A 26,948-nucleotide genomic window follows, 5' to 3' on the forward strand; every position below is an offset into this window, starting at 1 on the left:
TCTTTTGCGTACGCCCTGCATACATCTTCACCAATTAAATTTAGGGCAGATGCAGAAATTTGCGAATATTTATCGCTTTTTATATTAACGCTCTTTAGATAAATTGAAGACCAGCAGCATACGCAAATTGAATTGCTAAATCGTAATTGAATATCGTTTTCCCCAAAACATATCTGCAGCAATTTCTCGCCCACAAATAATTGAAATGGGAAGTCATCTTTTATTCCGTACATTAAATCTCACATCCTTTATATTATTACAATTAGTAAGCCTCTGATGAATATAAGGCAACTGAGATAAATGCACTAATATATTTAGGAAACAAACCAAAGCTAGACATTTGAAAGTTGCTCTCGGAAGAAACCGTATGCTGAGGCTGTAGAGCGAATGAGGGTCTCTCATTCATTGGACACTGTCCTTCCGGGTAAGGAACATGCGTCCGTGCGCGGGCTTCTGCACGAGAAACATTTGATGGAGGTTTACCGGTAGATGGATCAACTGGCTGACCCCATTGATTGTATTGTTTCCAATATCCGTTCGGATACTGTTCTGTTGGAGGCATCGACCGATGATAATATCCATCTGGTAAAGAGGCTGGTGGAGTTTGAGGAGTATTCGTCGGCGGTAAAAAATTGGGGGATGGTAAAGGAGCGAAGCCACTTGGGTCGATTAGGTTTAAGGGAGTTGCCTTCGCATACACATAAAGATTCAACCCACCCAATTCCCCAATCGGATCACGGTTCAACCAGCGCGCATGTACCGCGTCATAGGCGCGATACACAGCCAAATCCAAGCTGCTGTCATTGTGATGGAAGAGTCCCGCAAAGCCATAATCGCTATCCAGCAGGCCACCGACTTTCGTCCGATTGCCATAGGGATCATATTCATATTGCGCCTGGATGACCGCCGAGCCGTCGACCAATTGACGAACGCTGCCGAGGCGATCCACGACGTAGTAAAGCGCTAACGTCCCTTGTATCTCGCCCTGGTCGAAATATTGCTTGCTGGCGGGCGCATTGGTTTTGCTATTGTCGCGCTCCAGGCAGCGGGTCATGCCGCACCAGGTGTAAGCATGGTCGGCGGTGACGATCCCGGCCACCTTATCCACGATCCGCACCAGGCGGCTCAGGCCATCGTAGGTGAAATCGCTTTCCTTCAAACCGTTCGTGTATTTGACGAGCCGGTTCGCACCATCCCATTCATAATTACCGGTATCCAATGCCAGCGGGCTGCCATTGGCATCGTAGGTGCCGGAGGTCAGCGCATTGGTGGCCGTATAGGACAAGGCTTTGGAGGCCCCGTTGACCGTCATGCCGGTGATATTGGAAGCGGCATCGTAGTCATAGACGTATTGAGGCGAACCCGGTGTTGAAATATCGGTGCCGACAAAGGCCGTCCGTAGGCGGCTGGCCTTGTCGTAATAGTAACTTGTGACCTGGGCGGTAGGCGTGCCACCGCCGGAACTGGAATTACTGGAACTGGAACTGCTGCTCGCGCTCGAACTGCTGGAACTGGCGCTACTACTGCTGGAACTGCTGCTCGATCCACCGCCGCCGCCGCTACCTCCACTAGTGCCTCCACCGCTGCTTCCACCGCCACCGCAGGCGCTGACGAAGGTCATAGCAAAAATGGCGGGAATGACGAAGGCAACCCGCCAGCGGCGGCTGAGGGTGAAGGCAAAGGAGGCGATAAGCGCAATGAGCGCCATGCCCATCGACAGGATGAGCGGCCAGCCTATCGCCTGAACGCGGGCCATCAGGGTCGGCCCTTGCATGGCGGCAAGCGCCCATTGGCTGCTACCGCCATTACCGGTCAAGCCGGATGCGCCGCCTGTGGAAGCTCCATCGAGCGCGGCCAGCCTTTGGCCCAGGTAGATTTGGGTAAAGCGTGTAACATCATCGTTTGCATTAAATTCATAGCCGAACTGCGAAATAACCGTGCCGCCGATGCTGTAGGTCATCCGCTGGAGCAATTCATCGCCAGCGGGGCCATAATAGGCCAGATCCAGGGCCGGGCCATGGGTGGAACGGATACTGCTGACGCGGGCGGTTGCGTCGGTATAACCGTAATTGAAGGTGTCGAGACCATTGGCGACGGCCTGGACGCGCCCCAGCGCGTCATAGGTGGTTGTTTCTACCGCCCCGCCGATATTGCGGCTGACAACCCGGTCGAGTTCGTCATAGCTGTAGGTAATGCTGTCGAATGATGTGGTGCCTGCAACCGGCGTGGTCACGGTTTTCAGGCGATTGGCGCCCAGGCTGCCTACAGGATAGTAAATGTAGGTCGATGTGCCCGTGCCATCGGTCATGCTGGTGGGACGGGTGTATTGAGCATCATAAGTGAAGCTGACCTTGGGCGCATTCGTGTAGGTGACCGAGGAAAGCGAATTGTCGATATTATAGGCATAGGCTGTGACTTGTCCCAAGGCATCGGTGGCGCTGGCAAGACGACTGGTGGAGGGTTCATAGGCAAGGGATTGCGTGGTGCCATCGGCATAGGTTTTCTGCGTGACGCGATCTTCGTTATCGTAAAGCCACCCAGTGTCATGGCCGTTGGGATCGCGGATAACGGAAAGGAAGCCGCTCGGCGTGTAGGCGTATTGGGTGATCTGGTTGAGCGGATCGATTACCTTGATGAGTTGGCGGTTGGCGTCGTGGGTCAGTTGGGTCTGCTGTCCCAGCCTGTCGGTAATGGTGGCAAGGTCGAGCAGGTTGTAGGTGAACCTGCTGGAGGTGCCATCGGGGAAGCTGACTTTGGTAGGACGATCTGCGTCGTCATAGGCGTAGCTGATGGTGCCGCCAACTGGATCGGTGGCGCTGGAAATACGGCCCACGATATCGTGCGTAAAGGTGTAGGTTGCGGCGGCGAGCGGACCTTGCACCGAGGCAAGGTAATGGTTGGCGTCATAGCTGTAGGTAGTGCTCTGGCCGAAGGCATCGGTAAATTTAGTCAGTTGGCCGACTACGTTATATTCGTAGGCAATGGTTTGGCCGTTGGCGAGTTTGATTTTTACCGGGAGGTGCTGACTGTTGTAGGTGATGGTGGCGAGGGTTTTGCCTGCGCTTGTGTTCACGATAGAAGTCAGGTCAACGTCATTGCTGGCGTAGTTATAGGTGATGATGCGCCCTTGCGGATCGGTCAATTGCGTGACTTTGCCGTAATCGTTGTATTTAAAGGTCTTTAGCTGGGTGGCTCCGTCATCCAGAACCCGGCCGATATGTAGCGGCGTATTGGCGCTGCCGGAAAAATTCGCCTCTGTCTGATCGGGATAGTCGAACCAGACACGCCGTTCCAATGGGTTCTTGATGCTTTCGATGTTGCGAGAGGTCGAGTTGCCATCGGGTGTGTGCGCCCAATGGATAATCCGCGCCATCGTTGCATTGAGGCTACCAGACGGATTTCTTGCCGCCCTGGTCTGGGCTGGGTTCCAAATGTAAGTATTTCGGTATTGAAGGTAGAGATTTTCCGTGTTCATGCCGTTTGGGGCTACGGAATCGCTGCTATAAGCCGCTTCATATTGATTAAATTCAACCGCGCTTTCTTCACCAAAGGGGTCGGTGATATAAATCCAGCGAGCGTCGCCCAAGGACGCATTATTGGTGGAATCGGCGAAATTGAACCGGGTGGTGCCGTAGGGCGTGGTAAGGCTGTCCACGAAATCGCCCGCACCGTAGGTGAAACTGGAAGTGATGCCAATGGTGTCAGTGATGCTGATAAGCTGGCCGGCGCTGTTATAGCCGAAACGAGCGGAGCGGCCAAAAGGGTCCGTCACTTTGGTGATTTTAAGTGGATCGGTGTTCTCGTAGGAAAGTGTCGTCACCTGACCGATAGCATCGGTGATGGCCGCAATACGCATCTGGGAGTCGTAGGTGATCGTCACCTTGTTGCCTTGCGGGTCAGCAAACTCGGTCATGAAGAATTTATTGCCGTAGGCCACGCCGAAGGTTTGTGAGGAGCCGTCTTTCAATAAGCGCTTGAACCCAGTGGAATAGCCCTGGGAGTCCGTTGTTCGAGTTAGAACGGCTTGGCTGTAAGGCCCGGCTTTGGAGGTTTTTGCCGACATGCTCGGCATCGTGTAAGGCTCGACGCCGCCGCCACGCTGGTAGAGTTGAGCGGTAAAATTTGTACCTATGGTATCTGTAACGTAGCTAAGCCAAGTAAACGTCCATTTGGGGCCGATATTGACGTAATTAAAAATACCGGGCTGTTCCACATCGCGGTGGGAATAATAGACATTCAGATCGATGGCGGGGCCGATGGGGGGCTTATAGCCAAGAGGCCTGTCGTGGAGTGACAGGCTGACTGTCATCGGCTCTACATTCCAGGTGGTGCAGCCACAGTCATTATTTTTGTCAGCGCTATCCGAGACTCCATTGGGATTGCCAGCGTCGTCGCCCGTTCCGCTTGAAGGAAATGCTGCTGGCGTGCTGTCCGGTCCGCTGGCCTGCGCGTCACGATTCCCGCCCGTGTCGCCGCGGCCCCAGATTTTGTTTCCCTCCGCAACGCTTACGGAACGCCAACCTTGCGGTAGCGGGCCAGCAGGGACAAGAAAGTAACCGCTCGCTTCGGTGTCGAGAGTTTGGGTGGAGAGGCGCAGGTCGCTGCCGAATGTGGAATCCTGAATCAGATAGCGCCCGTTTTCTTCGCCGACGATGGCAGCGTAATGGCCCATTTTCCAATGCGCGACGGCGGGCATGATGATCTTCGCGCCGGGTGTGCGATAGGCCATCTGGTAATTCATACCGGCGGTAACCGACATGCGCTGCACCATCGGCAGCGACAGGCCATTCGGCGTTGAATGGGCGTTATAGAGGGCTTTGACCGCTCTCGGGTCGGGTTGCGCGGTCTGATGCAGTAAAATCCTTAGTAGGGCCAGCGGCCCGCAACGGAAGGAGAGTTGGGGCCACTGCTGCATATGAGCGTAGCCGCGCGAAGAAAAGCTGACCAACTCGGCCGAAGTTCCACGAATGTTGCGGGTTTTGATCTCGGCTAAAAGAGGCCCCAACTCCTCCTTGCGTCCGAGATAGGCCTGGTATTGGGAAAGTTGTGCAACGGCCATATCACCGATGGCCCGGCCATTCGGATCGGTAAAATCCTTGCTGAGTGCCCAAGCGGATTTGAAGGTTTCCATCGCCAAGGAGAAGTGGCCGGTTTCCCGGTAAATGATGCCGAGGTTTATCAGCAATCCAGGTCGCCAAGGCGACTCTGGGTATTTCTTCAAGAAAGAGAGAATGGGCTGAACGTTATCGCGCTCACCTGTGAACTGCATAATATTTTCGTAAGCGGTCAGAGCCTTTGCTAGAGCTTCGTTTTCAGTCCGAGTTGTCCTGCCAACAGGCACCAGCGGCTCCTGTAGCAGAGCCGCGTGTAAAAACTCGCTGTCCGTTGGATGCGAGGAAAAGTGAAGGCCGGGCAATGGTGCGGTTACATCAGGGGCGCGACGATTCACTCCACCTTGAAACGCAAGATCAATAGAGTTGATGAGGCCGCTGCCTGGCCCCGTGATCCAAAGGGCGAACACGACAAAGAGCGTGGCCCCGCCCAAAGCGATGACGATAAACTCTGATTGAACGCGATGGAAAAAATACTGTACTCGCCCCATTACTATGCCCCTCATAAAAGCCTGTCGCCTGACTGGCGATGGCGTTTCACATTCAGAACTGGAGCGCGAAGCTTACTGATACCCCGCAGCTACAGCAGGCGGTCCCTAATCAGCATTGCTTCTTGGGGAAGATCTTGAAGACACCAGTTTATCGGTAACATGGAACTATTGTACGGATAAGTGGTGTCGCATCTAACGGATGCTATCGCAAAAATTTGTGGCTGCGCGGTCACATCTATTAAACTGATGCTCTCTGCAAAAGCGGGCATTTCAGCGCCGGAAACCCTCAATTTTGATGTTCTGTTAGAACAGCGATAGCTGCCGTCTGTGGTCTTGCGCTTCTCTCCATTCTGGCGCGTTAGCGGTGGCGTCAAGCCAAGCCAGGACGTAGGCCACGGGGCCGTCCAGTTCCACTACAGCACTGGGATGGATGAAATGCGAGCGGTAGCCCGTTTCCGTGATCGGCAACGGCATTCGTCTGGGTGTGATACTTTCAATTTGCAAGTGTGCATATCCCGGCCTCTTACAGTTCATCCAATTGGCCTCGTAGGTAACTGACAGGGTGATGCCCTGCCAGTCGATGATGAAGGTTTCAATGGTGCGTTCGGTTGTCATTACAGGCCTCCCGTGGTGGCTGCGCGCTCGGTGATGCGGCGTATGACGATGCGGCCCTGAAGCGGCACGGCATCGCAGGCGATACTGAAGCCGTTGCCGTCCTGATGCAGCCAGGCGGCACCAATGGGCGTCCAACTGGAATGCTCGCCGTCGCCGGTGACACGGTAGAGGCGATGGGTTGGTTTTTTGCCGGTCTGTTTGGTGGGGTGGGATTTAGCCATGTCGATCTCCTTGCATTTTCGCCGCGAACCATTCGCGGCTTCATGGGGAGCCAAAGGCGCAGGCTATGAAGGCGGCAGTCATACCCCGTGTAGCGCCCGTAAGGGGGCGGAGTTGCACAAGCCCACAGGGTGCGGAAACGAGCCGGGTTGAATGCTGCCGGGCCTGGGCCATCACGCTCACATCGAAGTCCGCTATGGTTCCGTGCATGTCAGGGAACGCAGCATGGTATCCTCAGCCTGCCAGCAGGCATGATCCATCGTTTCAGCCGTTTCAGTATTCTCGGTGTTTAAGCGCGAAGATTGCAGCCTTGGCTTGGTATAGCGCCTCGGTCGGCTTGGGGCGGCAAGCGCTGGCGCGCTCCTTCTCTGACGTTGCGGTCGTACCGATGCCGCCGCCGCCCATCGGCGCAGGTTCCCGCGCATGGCCGCGATAGTCGCGGCTTACACAAAGGAGGAACACCATGAAACCACTGACAACCATCGACATGGATAGCTGCACGCTGATTGAACTGGCGGTGCTGTTCGGCTTGATCGCGGCGGAACGCTGGGCGGATAAGGTTGCGCATGATGAGCGCCCGGCCAGTTTCGCAGGCCGGGAAAAAGCCCGCCGTGCGGGCGGGCTCGGTGTCGCACGCTTTCTTGTGAACGGGCACTAGGAGAGGACGGCATGAACTATACTGACATCAGTCTGCTAATTACGGCCATCGCCAGTCTGATCGCGGCACTGGCGCAACTGGTAACAGCGCTGTGGCGCTCACCCTGAAATCAGCAAAGGCAAAAAAAATTTACCAATACAATTATAGCGTTAGTACAAATTGCGCAAAAACACTTTCGGCTAGCGTTTACAAGGCTGGTTTTTCGTGCCTAGCGTGTATTGCGGCATGTCTCCATGCCGCCTCATAATAAGGGAACAAACATGATCAAGACATTAGCGAGTCTTATTGCGTTGGCTAGCGTGCTGTCTGGTTGCTCTGGTGTTTACCAAACCGAGATTCTGGATGGAACAAAGCTAGCCGTGGGGACTAAACTCGACGGCATTATCGTTCCGATGAATAAACTTTACAAAGAAACGACGGTCTTAATGGAGGATAAAGATGGCGGTACGGATTGTGAACACGTCACCTCTGTAAAGTTAGTCACGTACCCGAATTGGCAAACACCACTACTTATCAGTTATAAACCGGGCCTCCTGGAAAAATATAGCTTGCAAGTTGCTCTCACAGATAACGGTGCACTGAAATCGCTCAATATCGACTCAACTCCTGACAATGGCGCTACGATTAAGAACTTGGCGGAAGCTACTAAGGCGAAAGCACTGGTCGGTACGAAACCATGCACAGACGGAGCGGAAACGAGCGTTGTGCCGTATCAATAGTTTGGGAGTCAAAAATGAACGACATAAAAGAATTGGAGGATTATATTTCGAGCTTAGGTGGGTATGATCTGCAAGAAATTGATCTGGGGAAGGTTGAAGTGGTGGGATGGGAAGGATTTCCAACCCACAAATGGGGGTATCGCAAACCGAATGCAACAAAGCCTGAATCACCTCACTACGCTGAGGTGATCATGCTTAACCCAACTGCCAATCAAGTTGCACGTTGGATTGTGACCGCGATCACTGATACTTTTGGCGCGTTTGATATGGCCAAAGCCAAAAAGATTGCTGATCACTGCTTGGACCAATCTGGATTCCAATTTCCTGTTCGGGGAGTGCATCTCGAACAGGAACCATATCTAGCATACGCATTTTTTGATGGTGTAACTGTATGGGTTGATGGTTGGGATGAGGCATGGCCTCACGCTCCAATTGACAAACGACATCTCGATCTGGCTTTGAGTGCGACGTATTCCGACATTAAGGAGGCCTACAAATGGGCGCGGATTCAAGGCACGGGACGTGCTGATTATACTCATGCTGGAGGCAGAGCGAATACGGATGGAAAGAACTGGCTTAAAGTCGTTCGCGATTGCTATCAGCAGGCGTGGGGTAAGGATGCCAATTTTCTAATGTTGGCGGAAGTAAAATCTTATTTTGGTGCCTAGTTTAATTTGCGTGGTCCGCGCATAGATTGCTTATGGTTAGCTCAAATTACTTGCAACAAGACTTTTCGTTGGCGATGTCCGCGCCACGTTCGTTGCGCTTAAGGCCACCGGCTGTCCCGTTCGGGCAGCCTTCGCGGGAAAGTGGCAGGGCGGTTCCGCCTTTTGCCCAAAAAAATAATGGCCCGGCGTGTCCACGCTGGGCCAAAATTTTAAGTGGTGCGGCTGGAGGGACTCGAACCCCCACGCTTTTGGCGCTTGGACCTAAACCAAGTGCGTCTACCAATTCCGCCACAGCCGCAACGTGACAGGCTTCATATAGAGTTGAAGCGCAGTTGAAAAGCCTAACCTTATTTATAGTTGGGTATGATTGTCCGTACCGGTCGTTTTTTTCTGTTTTGCCGCGTCCCGCTGGCGTTTAGGCCGCATCACGTTGATGGCGGCGGCGTCGAGACGGTCTTTGATGTGAGAGGCATAGTGTTCTTCGATCATTTGGACGCTAGTGCGGCAGTTATTGGCGATCATGTGGATGCTCGCACCTTCCATCAGCCGGGTAGAGATATAGGTATGGCGCAGACTGTAAGCGGTACGGCGCTTGCCATCCCGGTCGAATTTTAGGTTCTGCTCTTCCAGAATTTTGTTGAAGGCGTCCCGATTAAAGGTGGGGAACACACGAAGGAACGGAAGTTTCTTGAGGATTTCAGCCTCATCTACCGAATCGATTTGTTCTTGGAATCGCTTTTCAATTTCGGCTTTGTTGAGATGCGGGTAGGTCTTTTGCAGTTTCTCGAAGCCAATGGCTTCAAGGCGCAATTCATGAAGCCGTCGCTGTTTCAAGCGGGTGAATGGATGCACTGCCCGGTGGGTGCTCTTGCAATACCCCACACCGGTTTTCCCGCGCACGTCGATCACAAGGATGGTTTCGCGCGTGGCGTAATCATCTTCGATTTTCACGTCACGCATTTCGAGGCGAAGCGCCTCGTCAGGACGAAGGCCAGTGTTGGCCATGAAAAGCACGAAGTCATGTAAGTCCTCGTAATGGGACTTCCAGCCTGGGCGCGTTCCGTCTTTGGCGCGTTCGCTTGTGGCCGTGTAGAGCTTCTTATATTCTTCCTCTGAGAACCATGCCCGGCGTCCCTTCTTGCCCTGGGTCATATAGGGCGTGGAAAGGCTGGGAACGAACGGTATCCAGCCTTTGCCTTCGGCAAATTTGAGAACTTGCCGAATATGGACGATTTCATGAAGCATGGTGCTGCGGGCAGGAGGTCTGCCCGCAATCTCCGGCTGGGCCGGTTCATCATCCGTAGCTGGCTTGGCAGGAACGAAAGTTTTGGCAATCGTGTCCTCCGCGCGTTTCACGCGGTAGGACTGCACAACGCCGCGATTGATGGAAGTCAGCGGCATTTTGCCAAAATAGGGAAGGATGTGGGCGTTAAGTCGTATCTCAAGGCCTTCCACATATTTCGGGCTGCGCGTGCTGATCGCCAGCACCTTGATTTCACGCAGATACTCTTTTGCCGCATCGGCAAAAGTCCGCTCCTTTAGCTTTGGCTCAATGATGCCTGCGGCCAGTTGGCCGCGCAGACCTAAATACCATTCTTCGGCGGCTATCTTGGCGCTGCTGAAATTCTCCTCGCCGGTGGAACTGCGATAGCGCTTGCCGCCCACGCGGGCGGCGCACTGCCATACGCGGCTGTTAGCCCGCTGATAAACCTGAAGTTTTCCATCGAACATACTGTGGGTTGTCATTCTGCCAGCCCTCCCATCTGCTGTGTCCGGCACTGTGACCAGAGTGTGTCCAGACATGATAATGGAGGATTGGTAAAAAAGTGTTTGATTTTATATAGTATTTTATCCATTTTGGCCTCGCGGTACTGGATTTAGGTTCCAGCGCTGCAAGGCGTGGAGGTTCGAGTCCTCTCATCCGCACCAGAGTTCGATCGCACCAGTCTATCACGCATTTTGGTTGAGATTGAAACAGGGCTGGCGCATCACTGACGCCTCGGCTAGTGTCGCGATCAGATACCGCTCAGGGGCCGTGCATGAAGTCGAAATTCGCGTTGTTTATTCTTTTCGCCATGATCGCCGGCATAGGCGCCGGCTGGGCCAGCCACGAATATCTGGCGGCGGAAAACTTGACGACCGCGACCATGATTTTCGGCCTGCTGACCAAGATTTTCATCACCCTGATCAAGATGATCATCGCGCCTCTGGTGCTGTTCACCCTGATCGCCGGGATCGGACATATGGAGGACGCCGCCTCGGTTGGCCGCGTCGGGCTTAAGGCCCTGGGCTGGTTCCTGGTGATGTCGGTCGTGTCGCTGGTCATCGGAATCCTGATGGTCGAATGGCTGAAACCGGGGGTCGGCATGAGCCTGCAGATGGCGGGCGAGGCGATCAAGGCACCTTCCACCGAAGGCTTCACGCTTGAAAAGTTCATCGAACACCTGATCCCGTCCTCGATCATCAAGGCCATGGCCGATAACGAGATACTGCAAATTGTCGTGTTTGCCGTTTTTGTCGGCACCGCCATCTCGATGCTGGAAAAGAAGTCGCCGCGTGTCATGGAACTGGCGGAAGAGGCCTCGGCCATCATGCTGAAGGTGACCGAGATCGTCATGAAATTCGCACCCTTCGCCATTTTCGGCGCCCTTGCCAAGACAGTCAGCGAGCAGGGACTGCCGATCCTGGTGACATATGCCAAGTTCATGGCCGGATTCTATGGCGCCATGGGTGTGCTGTGGATCTTGCTGATCGTGGTCGGGTTCCTGTTCCTGGGCGCCCGGATGCTGCGAGTTCTGGGGGTTATCCGCGAACCGACCCTGCTGGCCTTCTCGACCGCCAGTTCCGAGGCGGCCTATCCGAAACTGCTGGCCGGCCTGCCGACCGTCGGGATTTCGCGCAAGATCGTGTCGTTCGTCCTGCCGCTGGGCTATTCGTTCAATCTCGATGGCTCGATGATCTACTGCACCTTCGCCACTCTCTTCATTGCACAGGCCTATGGCGTTCATTTTACCAACGGCCAGATCATCATGATGCTGTTCCTGCTGCTGATCACCTCCAAGGGGATCGCCGGTGTGCCCCGTGCCTCGCTGGTAGTTATTATGGCGACCCTGGCCTATTTCGGCCTGCCGGCGGAATGGATAGCGCTGGTACTGGGCGTGGATCACCTGCTGGATATGGGGCGCTCAGCCACCAATGTCTTGGGCAACAGCGTCGCCTCGGCCGTGATCGCCAAGTGGGAAAAGCAACTGGATGTCGAAGAACCGATAAAGGTCTAGGTTGCCTTGTCGAAATGCGGCTCGGGCGGCGGCGCGGCCGTGAAACGGTAGAGGGGCAGGTTCAGGGGCTTGGGTTGTAGCGTATCGCGATCTACCCATTGCGTTGCCTGCATCTGCCACTTGCCGGCGGTGTCCCTATATATATCGGTCTTGAAGTAGCGGGCGAAGCTGTCATAGGGGCTGGCGATATCCGGCCCGTCATTATGCCAGCAGGTGGCGGTAAAATGCGTGGCGTCCTGCCAGATCATCCCCTTGCAGTGCGCCGGAAAGACCACGACATCGCGAATCTGAGGCCAGTTGGCCAGGGTCAGTGAGCCCTGTGTCTTGTCGGCGCGATCGAAACCCGAAGCGAGAATACGCCCGTCCGGCGAGACCGAGGCTTCTTCGCGCACGAGATATTTGTCGCTGTTGGGCAGGACCAGATAGGTATTTTCCGAACTGGCGAAATGACAGGTGACGTCGGCCACGGGAAAGAGATTGTCATCCTCGCCGCGCAGTTTCACCACGCCGGTCAGGAAATAGCGCTGACAGCCCTGCGGATCATCGCGATAGGTGGTGACCTCCTGACCGTCATGAAAGAGTGTGAGGGCCTTGTCCTTGCGAACGGCCAGGCCGGGATTGGCGGCAATCAGCGCGGCCTCTACCGCCAGGGTGCGCTTTTCATCGTCGGAGCCCTCAAAGGTCGGGTCCAGGCCTTCGGCGCGTTGCGGCGGCGGAGATGGCTTGCAGGCCGCCAGCAAAGTGGTGGTGGTGAAAATCAGGCAAAGGAACGGGGCAGGGCGCAAGCGGACCTCCATCAGGGTGCCGATACCTTATGCTGGCCGCATGCAAAAAATCAGGCAGGAAATCGCTGCGCCCGCGGGATTGATTGCCGTTGACGATGAAAATGGCGCACGCGGGTATATTTCCCGACTTAAAAGTTGACCTCGCCCGCAATCATGCCATAAGGGCACATCTTTTGGCGTCCCAGCCTTGGCCGGGGCGCTTTGTCGCTATTATTAACCGCCCGTGCGGGCCTGACGAGAGGTCAGGGGCCAAACCGGCATAAGGTAACTGATCGATGCAAGTCGTTGAAAAACTGAATGAAGGCCTGAGCCGCGTCCTCGAAGTCACCATCGCCAAGGGCGATCTGACCCAGAAGCTGGACGCCAAGATCGCCGAGATCGCCCCCAAGATGAACATCAAGGGCTTCCGTCCGGGCAAGGTGCCGCAGGCCCATGTCCGCAAGATGTACGGCAAGGAACTGATGGGCGAAATCATTCAGGAAACCCTGAACGAGACGACTGAAAAGGCCATGAAGGACGCCAATATCCGTCCGGCCAGCCAGCCCGAACTGAAGCCGATTGGCGATATCGAAGGCGTGATCGACGGCAAGTCGGACCTGGCCTATGAAATCGCTGTCGAAATGATGCCGATCTTCACGCCGGTCGAGCCCGCCTCGATCGAGCTGACCCGTCCGGTCTATGAGCCGACCGAAGCCGATATCGACGAAGCGCTGAAGACGGTGGTTGCCGGCTCGAAGCAGTTCGAAGCCAAGACCGGCAAGTCGGTCAAGGCCGCTGATGGCGACAAGCTGATCATCGATTTCGTCGGCAAGCTGGGCGATGAAGTGTTCGAAGGCGGTTCGGCCGAAGGCGCCGAGCTGATCATCGGTTCGGGCCAGTTCATTCCGGGCTTCGAAGAGCAGCTGATCGGCGCCAAGAAGGGCGAAGTGAAGACGCTTAATGTCACCTTCCCGGAAAACTATGGCGCCGCCAACCTGGCTGGCAAGGCCGCGACCTTCGAGACCACCGTCCAGGACATCCTGGCGCCGAAGGAAGGCGAAGCCGATGACGAACTGGCCAAGAGCCTCGGTCTGGAAAGCCTGCAGGCCCTGAAGGACATCCTGAAGACTCAGCTGCAGCAGCAATATAATGCCGCTTCGCGTTTCAAGATGAAGCGTGCCCTGCTGGACATCCTGGATGAAAAGCACAGCTTCGAACTGCCGAAGCGCATGCTCGACGCCGAGTTCCAGGGCATCTGGCAACAGGTCGAGCAGGACAAGGCCAATGGCCAGCTGGCCGAGGAAGACGCCAACAAGTCCGAAGCCGAGCTGAAGGACGAGTACATGAAGATCGCCGAGCGCCGCGTGCGCCTGGGTCTGGTGCTCGCCGAAATCGGCACCCGCCAGAACGTCCAGGTCACTGACCAGGAAGTCAATCAAGCGATCATGCAGGAAGCCCGCAACTATCCGGGCCAGGAGCGCCAGGTCTTCGAATTCTACACGAAGAACCCGGGTGCCGCCGCCCAGATCCGCGCGCCGATCTACGAGGAAAAGGTCTGCGACCTGATCTTCTCGCTGGCCAAGGTCACCGACACGCCGATCAGCAAGGAAGACCTGCTGAAGGAAGAGGAAGAAGCTTAAGCTTTTCTTCTAAAAGCGATTTTAAAGAGGCTCCGTAAGGAGCCTCTTTTTTGTTGCCGTCAGGCCAGCGGGCAATTGAGCTGAGTTTGCCAGTCGCCGGGAATGTCCGAGTCGGACGGGCCAACGGAATAGACTTCCCAGAAATCGCCGGCCATTGTCAGGGCCTCGCTTCTGATACAGGCCAGGAAGTCGCCCCAGCCATGCGGCAGGCCATCATAGTTCCCACGATAGACGGTGCGAGCCAGGCGTGTGGCGCGCAATTCACCGGGCATGACCCGTCCTTGTGGCTTCACCTCTTTCGCCACCGGCAGGCATGTTGCGAAATCAAAGGTTTGGTTCGGAATCCTGAAGTGGTGCGTGAACCAGGCGCCCGTTGGCTGAATGCCTTGCTCTGCCAGAACTTGACGCAGTTCGGCCAGGCCGGCGGTTATATGGCTGCGGACTTCGCTGGCAGGAATGACAAGGCGTATAGAAGCGATTTTCTGCGCCGGCACGTTCAGGATTTCTGGGGCATCGATCATGTTTCTCTCCCTGTGATCGGTCGGCATAGGAGCACAGTGCGGTCGTAGATACAATTTCGCCTTCGATCCGATTGTATCATATGTCCGGATCTGAGTGCTTAATCGCCACTTGAAATCCGCGGGGTAAATTGCCAAGTTGAGGCTTGGCTGGATCGCATCCACTTACGGTTAAGACATTGACCTTATAGCTGCGGACAGCTTCAAATTTATTCCAGATAAGGATTCGTGATGCGCGACCCTGTAGACCACCTGACCAGCTACCTCATTCCCACGGTCATTGAGCAATCCAGCCGTGGTGAACGCGCCTACGACATTTATTCGCGCATGCTGAAGGAGCGGATCATCTTCCTGACCGGCCCGTTCGAAGATGGCATGGCGACTTCAATTTGTGCGCAGCTCCTGTTCCTCGAATCGGAAAATCCGAAGAAGGAAATTTCGCTCTATATCAATTCACCGGGCGGGCAGGTGACCTCGGCCCTGGCGATCTATGATACGATGCAATACATCAAGTCGCCTATCTCGACGGTTTGCATGGGCATGGCCGCTTCCGCCGGGTCGCTGATCCTGCAGGCTGGCGAGGCCGGTCAGCGCATCTCGCTTCCGAACTCGAAGATCATGGTTCACCAGCCTTCTGGCGGTGCACGCGGCATGGCCTCGGATATCGAAATCCAGGCCGAGGACATGCGTAAAACCAAGAAACTGCTCAACGAAATCTACGTCAAACACACTGGCCAGACCTATGACACGATTGAGAAAACTCTCGATCGCGACCGTTACATGACGGCTGACGAAGCCAAGGAATTCGGCCTGATCGATCATGTGTACGAGAAGCGCGCCGAGGCCGAGAAAGAAGCCTCGTAAAACTGGTTTCTTGCGGTATGCAATTGAAGGTGCCCGGAGTGATCCGGGCGCCTTTTCTTATGGCTTCTGTGTGAAGACGCGATAGTGACCGTGGCGTGCAGCGGCCAGCATTTCCGTATCACCGGCGGTGTCGCCATAGGCTGCCTCCAGGTCCAGACCGTCCCCGAAGGCTTCATGCAGGCGGCACATCTTTTCCTCGCCACGGCAGTTCAGGCCGGTTAGTTCGGGCAGCAGTGTTCCGGCTTCGGAAAATTTCAGCCGGGTGCCGATGATCCGGTCGGCGCCGATCAGCCGTCCGAAAGGTGCCACCAGCAGTTCCGGCGAGGCGGTGACGATGACGCGCAAACGATCGGGCTGATCATGTTCGGCCCAGGTCTTCAGGGCATCCGGTCGGAACAGACTCTTGCCGGTCCGGGTGACGAAGGCCTTGATGAGGATTTCCAGGTCTGCCTGCGAAATGTCGCCCAGCAGCCCGTGCAGCAGGCGTGCCTTCAATGCGCCGCGATCGCGTGTCCGGGCATAATCGAGCAGCATCTGCGGCTGGAAGGTGAGCGCGCTTGCGATTTGCAAGTTTCCTTTTGCGGCCTGCAAAAAAGCCAGGAAACTGTCCTTGCTGGTCAGGGTGCCGTCAAAATCGAAGGCGACAATTTTCTTTGCCGTCTCGTTTTTCGCCGCCAGCGTGGCCTTTGCGCCGCGCTTTACGGAACCTGCGGATTTTTTTGCGATTTTAGTCAGCATGAACGGTAAAAACTTTCAAAGACGAACGGCATGGCTTTTATTCGCTCGTTCTTATCCCATATAAAGATAGTTAAGCGACGCATAGATGGCCATGGCCGGTTGAGGCATGGTCTAAACTGTGCATAAATACGTATCGATACGTTGGATGTAAGGGGTATCTGTGCCAAAATCAGCCTTTGTTAAGGCCTGCGGCGGTAGGATATTCTATAATTCGGGCCGGCGACTCATGTTACGCGAGTCGTTCTCCAAGCCGGCCACTTGAGGTGAAGAAGCATATGACCAAAGCCGCGACGGGCGACAGCAAAAGCACTCTCTATTGTTCTTTCTGCGGAAAGAGCCAGCACGAAGTGCGTAAACTTATCGCCGGACCGACCGTGTTTATCTGTGATGAATGCGTCGAGTTGTGCATGGACATCATTCGCGAAGAGCACAAGATAGCCTTCGTGAAGTCCAAGGACGGAGTGCCTACGCCGAAGGAGATCCGCGAAGTGCTCGATGACTATGTCATCGGCCAATCCCAGGCCAAGAAGGTTCTGTCGGTCGCGGTTCACAACCACTACAAGCGCCTGAATCACGCCCAAAAAGGCAATGATGTCGAACTGGCCAAGTCCAACATCATGCTGATCGGGCCGACCGGTTCCGGTAAGACCCTGCTGGCCCAGACCCTGGCCCGCATTATCGACGTGCCGTTCACCATGGCCGACGCCACGACGCTGACCGAAGCCGGTTATGTGGGTGAGGACGTGGAGAACATCATCCTGAAGCTGCTCCAGGCGGCTGATTATAATGTCGAACGTGCCCAGCGCGGCATCGTCTATATCGACGAAGTCGACAAGATCTCGCGCAAGTCGGACAACCCGTCCATCACCCGCGACGTGTCGGGTGAGGGCGTGCAGCAGGCCCTTCTCAAGATCATGGAAGGCACGGTCGCCTCCGTGCCGCCGCAGGGGGGGCGCAAGCATCCGCAGCAGGAGTTTCTGCAAGTGGATACGACCAACATCCTGTTCATCTGTGGCGGCGCCTTCGCCGGATTGGAAAAGATCATTTCCGGCCGCGGCAAGGGCACGAGCATCGGTTTCGGCGCCACGGTGAAGGATCCGGAAGATCGCCGCACCGGTGAAATCTTGCGCAATGTCGAGCCGGACGATCTGATGAAATTCGGCCTGATCCCGGAATTCATCGGCCGTCTGCCGGTCCTGGCGACGTTGGAAGACCTTGACGAGCACACCTTGGTCAAGATCCTGACCGAACCGAAGAACGCCCTGATCAAGCAGTATCAGCGCCTGTTCGAAATGGAAAACGTCACCCTGAATTTCACCGACGAAGCCCTGCTGGGCGTTGCCCGCCGCGCAATCCAGCGCAAGACCGGCGCGCGCGGCCTGCGCTCGATCCTCGAAGGCATCCTGCTGGAGACTATGTACGAATTGCCGACCATGCAGGGCGTCGAGGAGGTGGTCATCAATGGTGAGGTCATCGAAGAACGCGCTCAGCCGCTGCTGATCTACGCCGAAAAGCGTTCCGGCGGCGCGGCTTAAGGCTTGCTTTTAAACTGCAATTAAAGGCGCGGCTCCGGAAACGGAGCCGCGTTTTTTATGACGTTACTCCAAACTAACGCGTGCAGGAGCCATGATCCTGCACGCGTCTTGAAACTGCGGCAATCTATCCCACATTCATTTCAAGGCGCCCGAAGAGACTAAGCGGACTTATCCCCCCTTAATTCCCCTGGACGGCGCGATTTGTTTTAAGACTCTGTTGAGCATGAGAGCCTAGGGTTTACACTGGAGCATCCGGCGGCTGAGTCTGTGAAGGAGTACCTATGCTAGACGTATTGACCATCCCCGTTCTGCCGCTGCGCGATATCGTGGTGTTTCCGCATATGGTCGTGCCGCTGTTTGTCGGCCGCGAAAAGTCCGTGCAGGCCTTGGATGAGGTGATGAAGGGCGACAAGCAAATCCTGCTGGCGACCCAGAAGAATTCCTCCGATGACGATCCCGCCGTCGATGCCATCTATGAAATAGGTGTGCTTGCCAATGTGCTGCAACTGCTGAAGCTGCCCGACGGTACCGTCAAGGTGCTGGTCGAGGGCAAGAGCCGGGCGCGCATCAAGCGCTTCGTCTCGACCGAGGCCTATTACGAGGCCGAGGCCTATCCGCTGGATGTGCAACTGGATGAAGGTCCGGATGCCGAGGCCCTGCAACGCGCCGTGGGTGAGCAGTTCGAGAACTATATCAAGCTGAATAAGAAGATTCCGCCGGAATCGCTTAACGCCATCGCTGAAATCACCGATGCCGACGTGCTGGCCGATTCCATCGCCGCGCACCTGGTGGTGAAGATTCAAGACAAGCAGGATCTGCTGGAACAGCTTTCGGTCAGCAAGCGACTGGAAAAGATCTATGCCTTGATGGAAGGGGAAATCTCCGTCCTGCAGGTCGAGAAGAAGATCCGCTCACGCGTCAAGCGCCAGATGGAGAAGACCCAGCGCGAATATTACCTGAATGAGCAGATGAAGGCCATTCAGCGCGAACTCGGTGAACAGGACGAGGGCAAGGACGAACTGGCCGATCTTGAAAAGAAGATCAAGGGCACCAAGCTTTCCAAGGAAGCCCGCACCAAGGCCATGGCCGAACTGAACAAGCTGCGCCATATGTCGCCGATGTCAGCCGAAAGCACGGTCGTGCGCAACTATCTCGATTGGCTGCTGTCCATCCCCTGGGGCGCCGCCAAGCCGAAGGCCATCGACCTGCAGAAGGCCGAGGATATCCTCGAAGCCGATCACTACGGTCTGGAAAAGGTCAAGGAACGCATCCTTGAGCACTTGGCCGTTCAGGCGCGCATGGGGACGCTGAAAGGTCCGATCCTGTGCCTTGTCGGTCCTCCGGGCGTCGGCAAAACCTCGCTGGGCAAGTCGATTGCCAAGGCGACGGGCCGTGAATTCGTGCGCATTTCGCTCGGTGGCGTACGCGATGAATCGGAAATCCGCGGTCACCGCCGCACCTATATCGGCTCCATGCCTGGCAAGATCATCCAGAACATGAAGAAGGTGAAATCTACCAATGCCTTCTTCCTGCTCGACGAAATCGACAAGATGGGCTCGGACTGGCGCGGCGATCCGGCGTCTGCCCTGCTCGAAGTGCTCGATCCGGCGCAGAACTCGACCTTTGCCGACCATTATCTCGAAGTCGATTACGACCTGTCGAAGATCATGTTCGTCACCACGGCCAACAGCCTGAACATGCCGCAGCCGCTACTCGACCGGATGGAGATCATTCGCATTCCCGGCTATACCGAGGATGAAAAGGTCGAGATCGCCAAGCGCCACGTCCTGCCGGTCCTGATGAAGGAACACGGCCTGACAGCGGAAGAGTTCGTGGTGCCGGAAGCGGCGATCCGCGACATCATCCGCTATTACACCCGCGAAGCCGGGGTGCGGTCGCTGGAACGTGAACTGGGCAATCTGGCGCGCAAGACGATCCGTGACCTGGCCAAGGAGAAGGTCAAGTCGATCACCATTGATGATGAGCGTCTGGCCAAATATGCCGGCGTCAAGAAGTTCCACTATGGTGCCACGGATGAGGTCGATCAGGTTGGCATCGTCACGGGGCTCGCCTGGACCGAATTCGGCGGTGACATTCTCACCATCGAAGCCATCAAGATGCCCGGCAAGGGCAATATGAAGGTCACCGGTAACCTGAAGGAAGTCATGAAGGAGTCCGTTTCTGCGGCCAATTCCTACGTCAAGGCTTTGGCGCCGAAGTTCGGCATCTTGCCACCGGTGTTCGACAAGACCGATGTCCACGTCCACGTGCCGGAAGGCGCTACGCCGAAAGACGGCCCTTCGGCCGGCGTCGCGATGGTCACTGCCATGGTCTCGGTTCTGACCGGCATTCCGGTGCGCAAGGATATCGCCATGACGGGTGAAATCACCCTGCGCGGTCGTGTCCTGCCGATCGGCGGCCTGAAGGAAAAGTTGCTGGCCGCCCTGCGCTCCGGCATCAAGACTGTCCTGATCCCGAAGGAAAACGAGAAGGACCTCGTTGACCTGCCGGCCAACGTCAAGTCGGGCCTTGAAATCATCCCGGTCAGTCTGGCGGAAGAGGTCCTGCGCCACGCCCTGGTGAAGCCCCTGACGCCAGTGGAATGGATCGAGCCGGTTATTGCGGCGGCGTCTGCTCCGGTTGTGGACGATGGCGACGCGGCGACGGCGCACTGAGGCCCCGACCTGGTAAAATGATATGCCCCGGCGAATGCGCTTTCGCCGGGGCATTTTTTTATTGTTGCGACAAACGGATGAGAGAATCAGTTCCTTTATCCACAAGGCTTTGCGCGGAAAAGTCTGTGCCATAACCGTACAGTCGGGTTCAATTCAGAGCTTCAAAGCGTCTCCATGGCTTCAAAAGGATGTGAAAACGCGCAAACCCTTAAAAAAACACGGTTTGCAGTGCAATAAACGGCATTTATTGCTTTGACGGGCGCGCGTTTTTGTAGTCTCTATCGGCCTCACCCGTTAACGACTCACGGCAAGGGCCGCAGCGTTAGGGGTAAGCTTAGCAACTGATCCCATAACGGGTAGGGAGAGAGATTTATGACGAAAGCTGAACTCGTGGCCGCCATCGCCGATCAGGCCGGTCTGACGAAAGATCAAGCCAAGAAGGCGCTCGACGCTTTCACCGACAGCGTGGTGGGCGCCCTGAAAAAGGGTGACGACGTCCGCCTCGTTGGCTTCGGCACCTTCCTCGCCGTCAAGCGCGAAGCCGGCACCGCCCGCAATCCGCGCACCGGCGAAACCGTGAAGCGTCCGGCTTCGGTCACCGCTCGCTTCCGCGTCGGTGAAGGCCTGAAGGGCGCCCTGAACGGCTAATGGCCTCTGATCCAGTTGGATCAGATGACAGACGCAATGAGGCGTTTCCGTATCTGGGGATTTAAACCCTCGGATATGGAAACGCCTCTTGACTTATGGAGGCAGGCTTGGCAAAGGCTTCCTTCCCTTGGAAAGGGGCGATTAGCTCAGCTGGCAGAGCGGCTCGTTTACACCGAGTAGGTCGGCGGTTCGATCCCGTCATCGCCCACCAAATACTTGAATTAAATCAAGCGCTTACCGAAAATCGATAGAATGGGCCACCGGGTTGCCCCGATGTGTATCACCACACAATCCCGGAACAACCTTTTTATCCTGTAGAATCAGACACTAAGGCATCAGAGAGTGTTGCCCCGTTTTGTAGCACCAGAGTGCCAAGCAGGGGGCGTTCGACTGTTTGGTCATCGTCGGCCGACATCATCTCCAAAAACGGCTGTCAAACCATCGGTTCACGGTTCGTCGAAACCGTCCAGGATGGTGGATGCACATCGGCCGGAATATGACCGGTGCGCATCATCAGCACAGAAGCATGGGATGTTCGTCCTGGGACGATCCTTCTGTGTTCGTTGGAAAGTTCCTTCACGCCTTTAACCCATTATTGTGAAAACGCACTTCGTCAGATCGTTGAGGACCGGACGATGGGCTGATGCTGTCCGGATGATCAGGGTAACCGTATCTGCTTTCCCGCAGCTAACATTATAAGAGTCTTATCAGAATTGAATCGAAACGACGACTGCTGCCACTCGTGATAGGGGGGAGGGTTTGCGTAACCGTGTTTTTTTTAACACATTTGGTCGAAGATAGCCAAATGGTTAACGCAAACCTCTTTGCCATCGTCTACAGCTGAATTACATTGATGGGTGGCATTTCAATCTGGGGGGAGTAATGGTTGCGCAATTCGAAGTGAGGCGTCGTCAGGCTTTGGGGCTTATTGGTTTGGGGGGACTTGCAGCTTTGCCAGCCCGTGCAGCCACAGCAGATAGTGGGGGAGGGAGCGGGGTCTTTGCGAACAGCGCACTTCTCACCTACGAGCCGATCACACAGACGAGAGCCGAAAATGTAAGTTTTTCGAGAAAAGATGCGACGGGTGTCAAGAAATTTGGCTCCTACGCTTGGGACGATTTGTCGGTAGAAGAGACGAAAAGCCTACTAAGCAATCATAGTCAGTGGGTGTCAATTGTATCTAAGGATGCTTTTGCTAAAGGAAACGCCGCTACCATCGTTAAAGGCGAATTGTCGGTTGGTGATCACACCGTTATCGTAGATTTCCTTAGATACATGACTGAATCCGTGCGGGGAGAAAAGGGCGAACTACTTGGACGGTATGTTGTCGGTGTGGGGCTTCGGACTCTCTGCGATGTGAACGTCCAAAAAGGTAAGGTAGAAGCATCATTGGTGGCTCTCGCTGCGCAAGCGGAAGCGAACAACGCACATGGGCGGATCAGATTCGATTCAATCGGCATAAACTCTGACGAGGTTACCGGATTGATGCCGACCACGGTAGCATTAGACGAATCTGCAATAGTGCAGGCTGCGTCTGCCACGGCTGCCATCAAGGCACTAATGAAGGACAACAAAACTGGATTAGTGCCTCATATAATGGCCATACAGTATGAAAGCACCGCAACTGATGGTGATCGAGCTAAGTTGCTACAAGCGATAAATCGAACGAACCAGCCATATTGCTTAGCCACCTGATCATCCGGACAGCATCAGCCCATCGTCCGGTCCTCAACGATCTGACGAAGTGCGTTTTCCCAATAATGGGTTGAAGGCGTGAAGGAACTTTTCCGGTAAAGCGTGATTTTCAGGAGAAAAGAGCAGGGAAAATGCGGTGCCACCCGTTGCTTAATCAAAGCAGGGGTGGCGCGAGTGACGGGGCTCGAACCCGCGACCTTCGGCGTGACAGGCCGACACTCTAACCAACTGAGCTACACCCGCATTCCCTTGTCTCGTCGTTCGGCACTGGTCCGTTGCGTCGAGAAGGTGCGCTTAGTAATTCGGCCCGGGCGGGGTGTCAACTCATAAAAAACGGTAATTCACAGGCAAGGCAAAAACCCGGACAAGCTTATGGCCCCGGTAAAACGCATATCTGTTATTTGAAAGAAATCAGAGGGAAAATGCGGTGCCACCCGTTGCTTAATCAAAGCAGGGGTGGCGCGAGTGACGGGGCTCGAACCCGCGACCTTCGGCGTGACAGGCCGACACTCTAACCAACTGAGCTACACCCGCATTCCCTTTTGTCCTCGTCGTCAGGCTTAAGTGAGCCGCCGTCGAGGAGGTCCGCTTAGTAGTTCGGCGAGGGCAGGGGTGTCAACCGCTAAAAGTACAAAAAGAGACGACAGGAGGGCGAAGCCTTGGATAACTTTGTCCTTTAAGCGTCAGTATTTGCGAGTGATTTGCATTAGCTTTGCTTGTGGCGAAAAAATGTAAGAAAGTTGTAAAAAGCGATGTTTTTCGCACTGCAATGGTTTGAAGCTTTGAACAGAGTGGTCTAATAGCTGACTAACTGAGTCCGGGGCCGTCGTTAATGCGGCTGCCGGGATGCTATAGTAGCTCACGACTCAGATGTGTTTTGACCCGAGTTATCACGAGGGGTTGAGGTGACCTGATGAACGAATTTCTGCTCCATTATCTGCCGGTCATCGTTTTCATAGTCATAGCCGCCGTTTTGGGGCTGGGCTTCATGATCGGCGCTCTGGTGGTCGCCCCGAAGGCGCCGGATACCGAAAAGCTGTCGGCTTATGAATGCGGCTTCAATGCCTTCGATTCGGCCCGCCAGAAGTTCGACGTTCGCTTTTACCTGGTGTCGATCCTCTTCATCATCTTCGATCTGGAAGCTTCCTTCCTGTTCCCGTGGGCCGTGTCGCTGTTCGACATGCCGAACGGCGGCATGCACGTCGCCTTCTGGTCGATGGTGACCTTCCTGGTCGAACTCGGTCTCGGCTATATATATGTGTGGAAAAAAGGAGCCCTGGAATGGGAGTAATCATTCCTGCCGGATCTGCTGGCCGGTCTTCGGTTGAAGGCTACGATCCCGCGGTCCATGACAAGTTCTTCGAGCAGGTCTCGGCTGAACTCGATCAGAAGGGCTTCCTGGTGGCTTCGGCCGACGACGTCATCACCTGGGCCCGTACCGGCTCGCTGATGTGGATGACCTTCGGTTTGGCCTGCTGCGCCGTCGAAATGATGCAGGCCTCGATGCCGCGCTACGACATGGAACGCTTTGGCATGGCCCCGCGCGCCTCACCGCGCCAGTCTGACCTGATGATCGTCGCCGGCACCCTGACCAACAAGATGGCCCCGGCGCTGCGCAAGGTCTACGACCAGATGCCAGATCCGCGCTATGTGCTCTCTATGGGCTCATGCGCCAATGGCGGCGGCTATTATCACTATAGCTACAGCGTCGTGCGCGGCTGTGACCGTGTCGTGCCGGTGGATGTCTATGTGCCGGGCTGCCCGCCGTCCGCCGAGGCGCTCCTGTACGGCCTTCTGCAACTGCAGAAGAAGATTCGCCGTACCGGCAGCATCCGTCGCTAAGGGGAGGGGCATATGTCTTTAGAGAAACTGCAGGCCCTCGCTGAACAGGCCCAGGCCGACTTCAAGGAAGCGATCGTCGAATCCGTCCTGGCTTTCGGCGAATTGACCCTGACGGTCGATCGCGAGCGCATTGTCGAGATCATGGCGAAGCTGAAGCAGGCGCCCTACCGCTTCCACCAGCTGATCGATGTTTGCGGCGCCGACTATCCTAAGCGCGCCCAGCGCTTTGACGTCATCTATCACCTGCTGTCGCTGACGCAGAATATTCGCCTGCGGGTCAAGGTCCGGACCGATGAAGTCCTGCCGGTGCCGTCGATCCGTTCGGTCTATCCGAATGCCGACTGGTACGAGCGCGAAGCCTTCGACATGTACGGTATGCTGTTCTCCAATCACCCGGACCTGCGCCGTCTGCTGACGGATTACGGCTTCCAGGGACATCCCCTGCGCAAGGACTTCCCGATGACGGGCCATGTCGAGGTGCGTTACGATGAAGAACAGAAACGCGTGATCTACGAGCCGGTAAAGCTCACTCAGGAATATCGCAAGTTCGACTTCCTGTCGCCGTGGGAAGGCGCACAATACGTGCTGCCGGGCGACGAGAAGGCAAAGACCTAGGCTTTCGCCTGGGATTAAGAGTTACGGATAAGGGTTTGATTTCATGGCAGACGGTGTAGAGCCTTTTGTGAACAAGAGCGATGACGATCGCAAGTTCACGATCAATTTCGGCCCGCAGCATCCGGCGGCGCACGGTGTGCTGCGCCTCGTACTGGATCTTGACGGTGAAATGGTCGAGCGCGTCGATCCGCATATCGGCCTGCTGCACCGCGGCACCGAGAAGCTGATGGAATCGCGCACCTATCTGCAGAACGTGCCCTATTTCGACCGCCTCGACTACGTGGCGCCGATGAACCAGGAACACGCCTTCGTTCTGGCCATCGAAAAGCTGCTCGGTCTGGAAGTGCCCAAGCGCGGCCAGCTGATCCGCGTCCTGTTCTCGGAAATCGGCCGCATCCTGTCGCACATCATGAACACGACGACTCAGGCCATGGACGTCGGCGCCCTGACGCCGCCAATCTGGGGTTTCGAGCATCGTGAAAAGTTGATGGTGTTCTATGAACGCGCCTGCGGTGCCCGCCTGCACGCCAACTATTTCCGTCCGGGCGGCGTCCACCAGGATCTGCCGCCGGAATTGATCGAAGATATCGCCAACTGGTGCCGCAACGAATACCTGCCGGCGCTCGACGATATCGAAACCTTGATCACCGAAAACCGCATCTTCAAGCAGCGCAATGTCGATATCGGCGTGGTCTCCAAGGAGCAGGCGTTCGACTGGGGTTTCACCGGCGTCATGCTGCGTGGCTCGGGCGTGCCGTGGGACCTGCGCAAGTCGCAGCCCTATGAATGCTATGACGAGCTAGAGTTCGACATCCCGCTCGGAAAGAACGGTGACTGCTGGGACCGCTATCTCTGCCGCGTCGAAGAGATGCGCCAATCTGTCAAGATCATGCTGCAATGCATTGACAAACTTAAGGTAACGCCGGGCCCGGTCCTCTCGACCGACCACAAGGTCACGCCGCCGCGCCGCGCCGAGATGAAGAATTCGATGGAAGCCCTGATCCATCACTTCAAGCTCTATACCGAAGGCTTCAAGACGCCGGAGGGCGAGGTCTATGCCTGCGTCGAGGCGCCGAAGGGCGAATTCGGCGTCTATCTGGTCTCTGATGGCACCAACAAGCCCTATCGCTGTAAGATCCGCGCGCCGGGCTTCCCGCATCTGCAGGCCATGGACTGGCTGAACCGCGGCCACTTACTGGCCGACGTTTCTGCTATCCTCGGTTCGCTGGATATCGTTTTCGGGGAAATCGACCGATGAACCCCAGCCTACTGATTGCCGCAGGTCTGCTGGTCGCGCTTATGGCGTTCAGCGTCTACATGTCCCGCCCTAGCTGGCCCTACCATACCGGTGGCGCCAAAGGCTTTATCGCGGACATGCTGACCTATCTGCTCCTGCCGGTGGTCCCGATGCTGGTCTGCGTTCTGGGCTTCGGTCTGCTCGTCCAGGCCCGCCCGGAGATGGAAAGCGATACCGCGCGTTTCGTTCTGGTCGGCATTGCGCTGGTGGGTCTGCTCGGGGCGCGCCGTCTGCCGTTCGTGGCCGCCGCGCAGAACCGTGTCCGTCTGGCGCGTAATGCCCGTTACGAGGCGATGCAGAAATGACCCAGGCTGTGATTTCTGTGAAGCTCCGTATTTTTAAACTGTCTTTCATCGGC

23 protein-coding genes and 4 tRNA genes are annotated in these 26,948 nt (G+C 55.8%); 16 read left to right on the plus strand and 11 right to left on the minus strand.

Going from position 1 to position 26,948, the window contains the following annotated elements; translation table 11 throughout:
- Nucleotides 1–262: 262 nt before the first annotated feature.
- The 3 genes from QM647_RS08895 to QM647_RS08905 form a co-directional block, all read right to left on the minus strand.
- Nucleotides 263–5,602, minus strand: coding sequence for an RHS repeat-associated core domain-containing protein (locus QM647_RS08895; RefSeq protein WP_414995152.1), 5,340 nt, complete (start codon nt 5,600–5,602; stop codon nt 263–265).
- Between the two features lie 303 nt (nt 5,603–5,905).
- The gene (locus tag QM647_RS08900; RefSeq protein ID WP_414995153.1) at nt 5,906–6,217 is read right to left on the minus strand and encodes a hypothetical protein; all 312 of its coding nucleotides are present in this window, start codon (nt 6,215–6,217) and stop codon (nt 5,906–5,908) included.
- Complete coding sequence (locus tag QM647_RS08905) at nt 6,217–6,438, minus strand: hypothetical protein (protein WP_414995154.1); 222 nt, start codon at nt 6,436–6,438, stop codon at nt 6,217–6,219. The genes QM647_RS08900 and QM647_RS08905 overlap by 1 nt, the downstream gene beginning before the upstream one ends.
- A gap of 461 nt (nt 6,439–6,899) precedes the next feature.
- Here QM647_RS08905 and QM647_RS08910 point away from each other — a divergent pair, with 461 nt between their 5' ends.
- The 3 genes from QM647_RS08910 (at nt 6,900) to QM647_RS08920 (ending at nt 8,481) form a co-directional block, all read left to right on the plus strand.
- A complete protein-coding gene (locus QM647_RS08910; protein WP_414995155.1) occupies nt 6,900–7,094 on the plus strand; it encodes a hypothetical protein in 195 nt (64 codons plus the stop codon).
- A 260-nt stretch (nt 7,095–7,354) separates the two neighbouring features.
- On the plus strand, nt 7,355–7,813 hold the full coding sequence (locus QM647_RS08915) for a hypothetical protein (RefSeq protein ID WP_414995156.1): 459 nt from the start codon (nt 7,355–7,357) through the stop codon (nt 7,811–7,813).
- Nucleotides 7,814–7,827: 14 nt separating this feature from the next.
- Entirely contained in the window at nt 7,828–8,481 is a 654-nt protein-coding gene (locus QM647_RS08920; protein ID WP_414995157.1) for a hypothetical protein, read from the plus strand.
- Between the two features lie 214 nt (nt 8,482–8,695).
- On the opposite strand, the gene QM647_RS08925 is transcribed toward QM647_RS08920, so the two are convergent.
- Together QM647_RS08925 and QM647_RS08930 are read right to left on the minus strand one after the other, a co-directional pair.
- Nucleotides 8,696–8,779 (minus strand) — tRNA-Leu (locus tag QM647_RS08925).
- A 53-nt stretch (nt 8,780–8,832) separates the two neighbouring features.
- Nucleotides 8,833–10,227: a tyrosine-type recombinase/integrase gene (locus QM647_RS08930; protein ID WP_414995158.1), complete on the minus strand. Its 1,395-nt coding sequence runs from the start codon at nt 10,225–10,227 to the stop codon at nt 8,833–8,835.
- Between the two features lie 293 nt (nt 10,228–10,520).
- On the opposite strand from QM647_RS08930, the gene QM647_RS08935 reads away from it, so the two are divergent.
- A complete protein-coding gene (locus tag QM647_RS08935) occupies nt 10,521–11,759 on the plus strand; it encodes a dicarboxylate/amino acid:cation symporter (protein WP_414995159.1) in 1,239 nt (412 codons plus the stop codon).
- Here QM647_RS08935 and QM647_RS08940 read toward each other — a convergent pair.
- Complete coding sequence (locus QM647_RS08940) at nt 11,756–12,544, minus strand: hypothetical protein (RefSeq protein WP_414995160.1); 789 nt, start codon at nt 12,542–12,544, stop codon at nt 11,756–11,758. The genes QM647_RS08935 and QM647_RS08940 overlap by 4 nt on opposite strands.
- 275 nt (nt 12,545–12,819) lie before the next feature.
- Here QM647_RS08940 and tig point away from each other — a divergent pair, with 275 nt between their 5' ends.
- Nucleotides 12,820–14,163, plus strand: a complete 1,344-nt coding sequence (tig, locus tag QM647_RS08945; RefSeq protein ID WP_414995161.1) for a trigger factor — start codon at nt 12,820–12,822, stop codon at nt 14,161–14,163.
- A gap of 59 nt (nt 14,164–14,222) precedes the next feature.
- Here the strand turns inward: tig and QM647_RS08950 are convergent, their stop codons facing one another.
- Nucleotides 14,223–14,684 (minus strand): GyrI-like domain-containing protein, encoded by a 462-nt coding sequence (locus QM647_RS08950; protein WP_414995162.1) that lies wholly within the window; start codon nt 14,682–14,684, stop codon nt 14,223–14,225.
- Nucleotides 14,685–14,912: 228 nt separating this feature from the next.
- On the opposite strand from QM647_RS08950, the gene QM647_RS08955 reads away from it, so the two are divergent.
- The gene (locus QM647_RS08955) at nt 14,913–15,545 is read left to right on the plus strand and encodes an ATP-dependent Clp protease proteolytic subunit (RefSeq protein WP_414995163.1); all 633 of its coding nucleotides are present in this window, start codon (nt 14,913–14,915) and stop codon (nt 15,543–15,545) included.
- A gap of 57 nt (nt 15,546–15,602) precedes the next feature.
- On the opposite strand, the gene QM647_RS08960 is transcribed toward QM647_RS08955, so the two are convergent.
- Entirely contained in the window at nt 15,603–16,283 is a 681-nt protein-coding gene (locus QM647_RS08960) for an HAD-IB family hydrolase (protein ID WP_414995164.1), read from the minus strand.
- A gap of 275 nt (nt 16,284–16,558) precedes the next feature.
- Here QM647_RS08960 and clpX point away from each other — a divergent pair, with 275 nt between their 5' ends.
- The 5 genes from clpX (at nt 16,559) to QM647_RS08985 (ending at nt 22,836) form a co-directional block, all read left to right on the plus strand.
- Nucleotides 16,559–17,818, plus strand: a complete 1,260-nt coding sequence (clpX, locus tag QM647_RS08965; protein WP_414995165.1) for an ATP-dependent Clp protease ATP-binding subunit ClpX — start codon at nt 16,559–16,561, stop codon at nt 17,816–17,818.
- A gap of 281 nt (nt 17,819–18,099) precedes the next feature.
- Nucleotides 18,100–20,493, plus strand: a complete 2,394-nt coding sequence (gene lon / locus QM647_RS08970; protein WP_414995166.1) for an endopeptidase La — start codon at nt 18,100–18,102, stop codon at nt 20,491–20,493.
- Nucleotides 20,494–20,865: 372 nt separating this feature from the next.
- Nucleotides 20,866–21,141 (plus strand): HU family DNA-binding protein, encoded by a 276-nt coding sequence (locus QM647_RS08975; protein ID WP_414995167.1) that lies wholly within the window; start codon nt 20,866–20,868, stop codon nt 21,139–21,141.
- Between the two features lie 135 nt (nt 21,142–21,276).
- A tRNA-Val gene (locus QM647_RS08980) sits at nt 21,277–21,352 on the plus strand.
- A 671-nt stretch (nt 21,353–22,023) separates the two neighbouring features.
- Nucleotides 22,024–22,836 (plus strand): hypothetical protein, encoded by an 813-nt coding sequence (locus QM647_RS08985; RefSeq protein ID WP_414995168.1) that lies wholly within the window; start codon nt 22,024–22,026, stop codon nt 22,834–22,836.
- Here the strand turns inward: QM647_RS08985 and QM647_RS08990 are convergent.
- The 3 genes from QM647_RS08990 to QM647_RS09000 form a co-directional block, all read right to left on the minus strand.
- Complete coding sequence (locus QM647_RS08990) at nt 22,781–22,903, minus strand: hypothetical protein (protein ID WP_414995226.1); 123 nt, start codon at nt 22,901–22,903, stop codon at nt 22,781–22,783. The genes QM647_RS08985 and QM647_RS08990 overlap by 56 nt on opposite strands.
- A gap of 99 nt (nt 22,904–23,002) precedes the next feature.
- A tRNA-Asp gene (locus tag QM647_RS08995) sits at nt 23,003–23,079 on the minus strand.
- Between the two features lie 214 nt (nt 23,080–23,293).
- Nucleotides 23,294–23,370 (minus strand) — tRNA-Asp (locus QM647_RS09000).
- 379 nt (nt 23,371–23,749) lie between these two features.
- Between QM647_RS09000 and QM647_RS09005 the strand changes: the two genes are divergently transcribed.
- From QM647_RS09005 to QM647_RS09025, 5 genes are read left to right on the plus strand one after another with little or no spacing between them, the layout of a single operon-like run.
- The gene (locus QM647_RS09005; RefSeq protein ID WP_414995169.1) at nt 23,750–24,127 is read left to right on the plus strand and encodes an NADH-quinone oxidoreductase subunit A; all 378 of its coding nucleotides are present in this window, start codon (nt 23,750–23,752) and stop codon (nt 24,125–24,127) included.
- On the plus strand, nt 24,118–24,678 hold the full coding sequence (locus QM647_RS09010) for a NuoB/complex I 20 kDa subunit family protein (RefSeq protein WP_414995170.1): 561 nt from the start codon (nt 24,118–24,120) through the stop codon (nt 24,676–24,678). The genes QM647_RS09005 and QM647_RS09010 overlap by 10 nt, the downstream gene beginning before the upstream one ends.
- Before the next feature lie 12 nt (nt 24,679–24,690).
- Complete coding sequence (locus QM647_RS09015; protein ID WP_414995171.1) at nt 24,691–25,293, plus strand: NADH-quinone oxidoreductase subunit C; 603 nt, start codon at nt 24,691–24,693, stop codon at nt 25,291–25,293.
- Between the two features lie 43 nt (nt 25,294–25,336).
- The gene (locus QM647_RS09020) at nt 25,337–26,551 is read left to right on the plus strand and encodes an NADH-quinone oxidoreductase subunit D (RefSeq protein WP_414995172.1); all 1,215 of its coding nucleotides are present in this window, start codon (nt 25,337–25,339) and stop codon (nt 26,549–26,551) included.
- Nucleotides 26,548–26,895 carry a hypothetical protein gene (locus QM647_RS09025; protein ID WP_414995173.1) on the plus strand — a complete coding sequence of 116 codons (348 nt, stop codon included), beginning with the start codon at nt 26,548–26,550 and terminating at the stop codon, nt 26,893–26,895. The genes QM647_RS09020 and QM647_RS09025 overlap by 4 nt, the downstream gene beginning before the upstream one ends.
- Nucleotides 26,896–26,948 lie beyond the last annotated feature (53 nt).

Origin of the sequence: Asticcacaulis sp., from assembly GCF_047605585.1 — a bacterium.
Lineage (GTDB): Bacteria > Pseudomonadota > Alphaproteobacteria > Caulobacterales > Caulobacteraceae > Asticcacaulis.

Excerpts from the sequence above, each read along its gene's own strand:
- QM647_RS08895 (WP_414995152.1), bottom strand. The coding sequence starts at position 5,602 with ATGGGGCGAGTACAGTATTTTTTCCATCGCGTTCAATCAGAGTTTATC.
- QM647_RS08900 (WP_414995153.1), bottom strand. The coding sequence starts at position 6,217 with ATGACAACCGAACGCACCATTGAAACCTTCATCATCGACTGGCAGGGC.
- QM647_RS08905 (WP_414995154.1), bottom strand. The coding sequence starts at position 6,438 with ATGGCTAAATCCCACCCCACCAAACAGACCGGCAAAAAACCAACCCAT.
- QM647_RS08910 (WP_414995155.1), top strand. The coding sequence starts at position 6,900 with ATGAAACCACTGACAACCATCGACATGGATAGCTGCACGCTGATTGAA.
- QM647_RS08915 (WP_414995156.1), top strand. The coding sequence starts at position 7,355 with ATGATCAAGACATTAGCGAGTCTTATTGCGTTGGCTAGCGTGCTGTCT.
- QM647_RS08920 (WP_414995157.1), top strand. The coding sequence starts at position 7,828 with ATGAACGACATAAAAGAATTGGAGGATTATATTTCGAGCTTAGGTGGG.
- QM647_RS08930 (WP_414995158.1), bottom strand. The coding sequence starts at position 10,227 with ATGACAACCCACAGTATGTTCGATGGAAAACTTCAGGTTTATCAGCGG.
- QM647_RS08935 (WP_414995159.1), top strand. The coding sequence starts at position 10,521 with ATGAAGTCGAAATTCGCGTTGTTTATTCTTTTCGCCATGATCGCCGGC.
- tig (WP_414995161.1), top strand. The coding sequence starts at position 12,820 with ATGCAAGTCGTTGAAAAACTGAATGAAGGCCTGAGCCGCGTCCTCGAA.
- QM647_RS08950 (WP_414995162.1), bottom strand. The coding sequence starts at position 14,684 with ATGATCGATGCCCCAGAAATCCTGAACGTGCCGGCGCAGAAAATCGCT.
- QM647_RS08955 (WP_414995163.1), top strand. The coding sequence starts at position 14,913 with ATGCGCGACCCTGTAGACCACCTGACCAGCTACCTCATTCCCACGGTC.
- QM647_RS08960 (WP_414995164.1), bottom strand. The coding sequence starts at position 16,283 with ATGCTGACTAAAATCGCAAAAAAATCCGCAGGTTCCGTAAAGCGCGGC.
- clpX (WP_414995165.1), top strand. The coding sequence starts at position 16,559 with ATGACCAAAGCCGCGACGGGCGACAGCAAAAGCACTCTCTATTGTTCT.
- lon (WP_414995166.1), top strand. The coding sequence starts at position 18,100 with ATGCTAGACGTATTGACCATCCCCGTTCTGCCGCTGCGCGATATCGTG.
- QM647_RS08975 (WP_414995167.1), top strand. The coding sequence starts at position 20,866 with ATGACGAAAGCTGAACTCGTGGCCGCCATCGCCGATCAGGCCGGTCTG.
- QM647_RS08985 (WP_414995168.1), top strand. The coding sequence starts at position 22,024 with ATGGTTGCGCAATTCGAAGTGAGGCGTCGTCAGGCTTTGGGGCTTATT.
- QM647_RS09005 (WP_414995169.1), top strand. The coding sequence starts at position 23,750 with ATGAACGAATTTCTGCTCCATTATCTGCCGGTCATCGTTTTCATAGTC.
- QM647_RS09010 (WP_414995170.1), top strand. The coding sequence starts at position 24,118 with ATGGGAGTAATCATTCCTGCCGGATCTGCTGGCCGGTCTTCGGTTGAA.
- QM647_RS09015 (WP_414995171.1), top strand. The coding sequence starts at position 24,691 with ATGTCTTTAGAGAAACTGCAGGCCCTCGCTGAACAGGCCCAGGCCGAC.
- QM647_RS09020 (WP_414995172.1), top strand. The coding sequence starts at position 25,337 with ATGGCAGACGGTGTAGAGCCTTTTGTGAACAAGAGCGATGACGATCGC.
- QM647_RS09025 (WP_414995173.1), top strand. The coding sequence starts at position 26,548 with ATGAACCCCAGCCTACTGATTGCCGCAGGTCTGCTGGTCGCGCTTATG.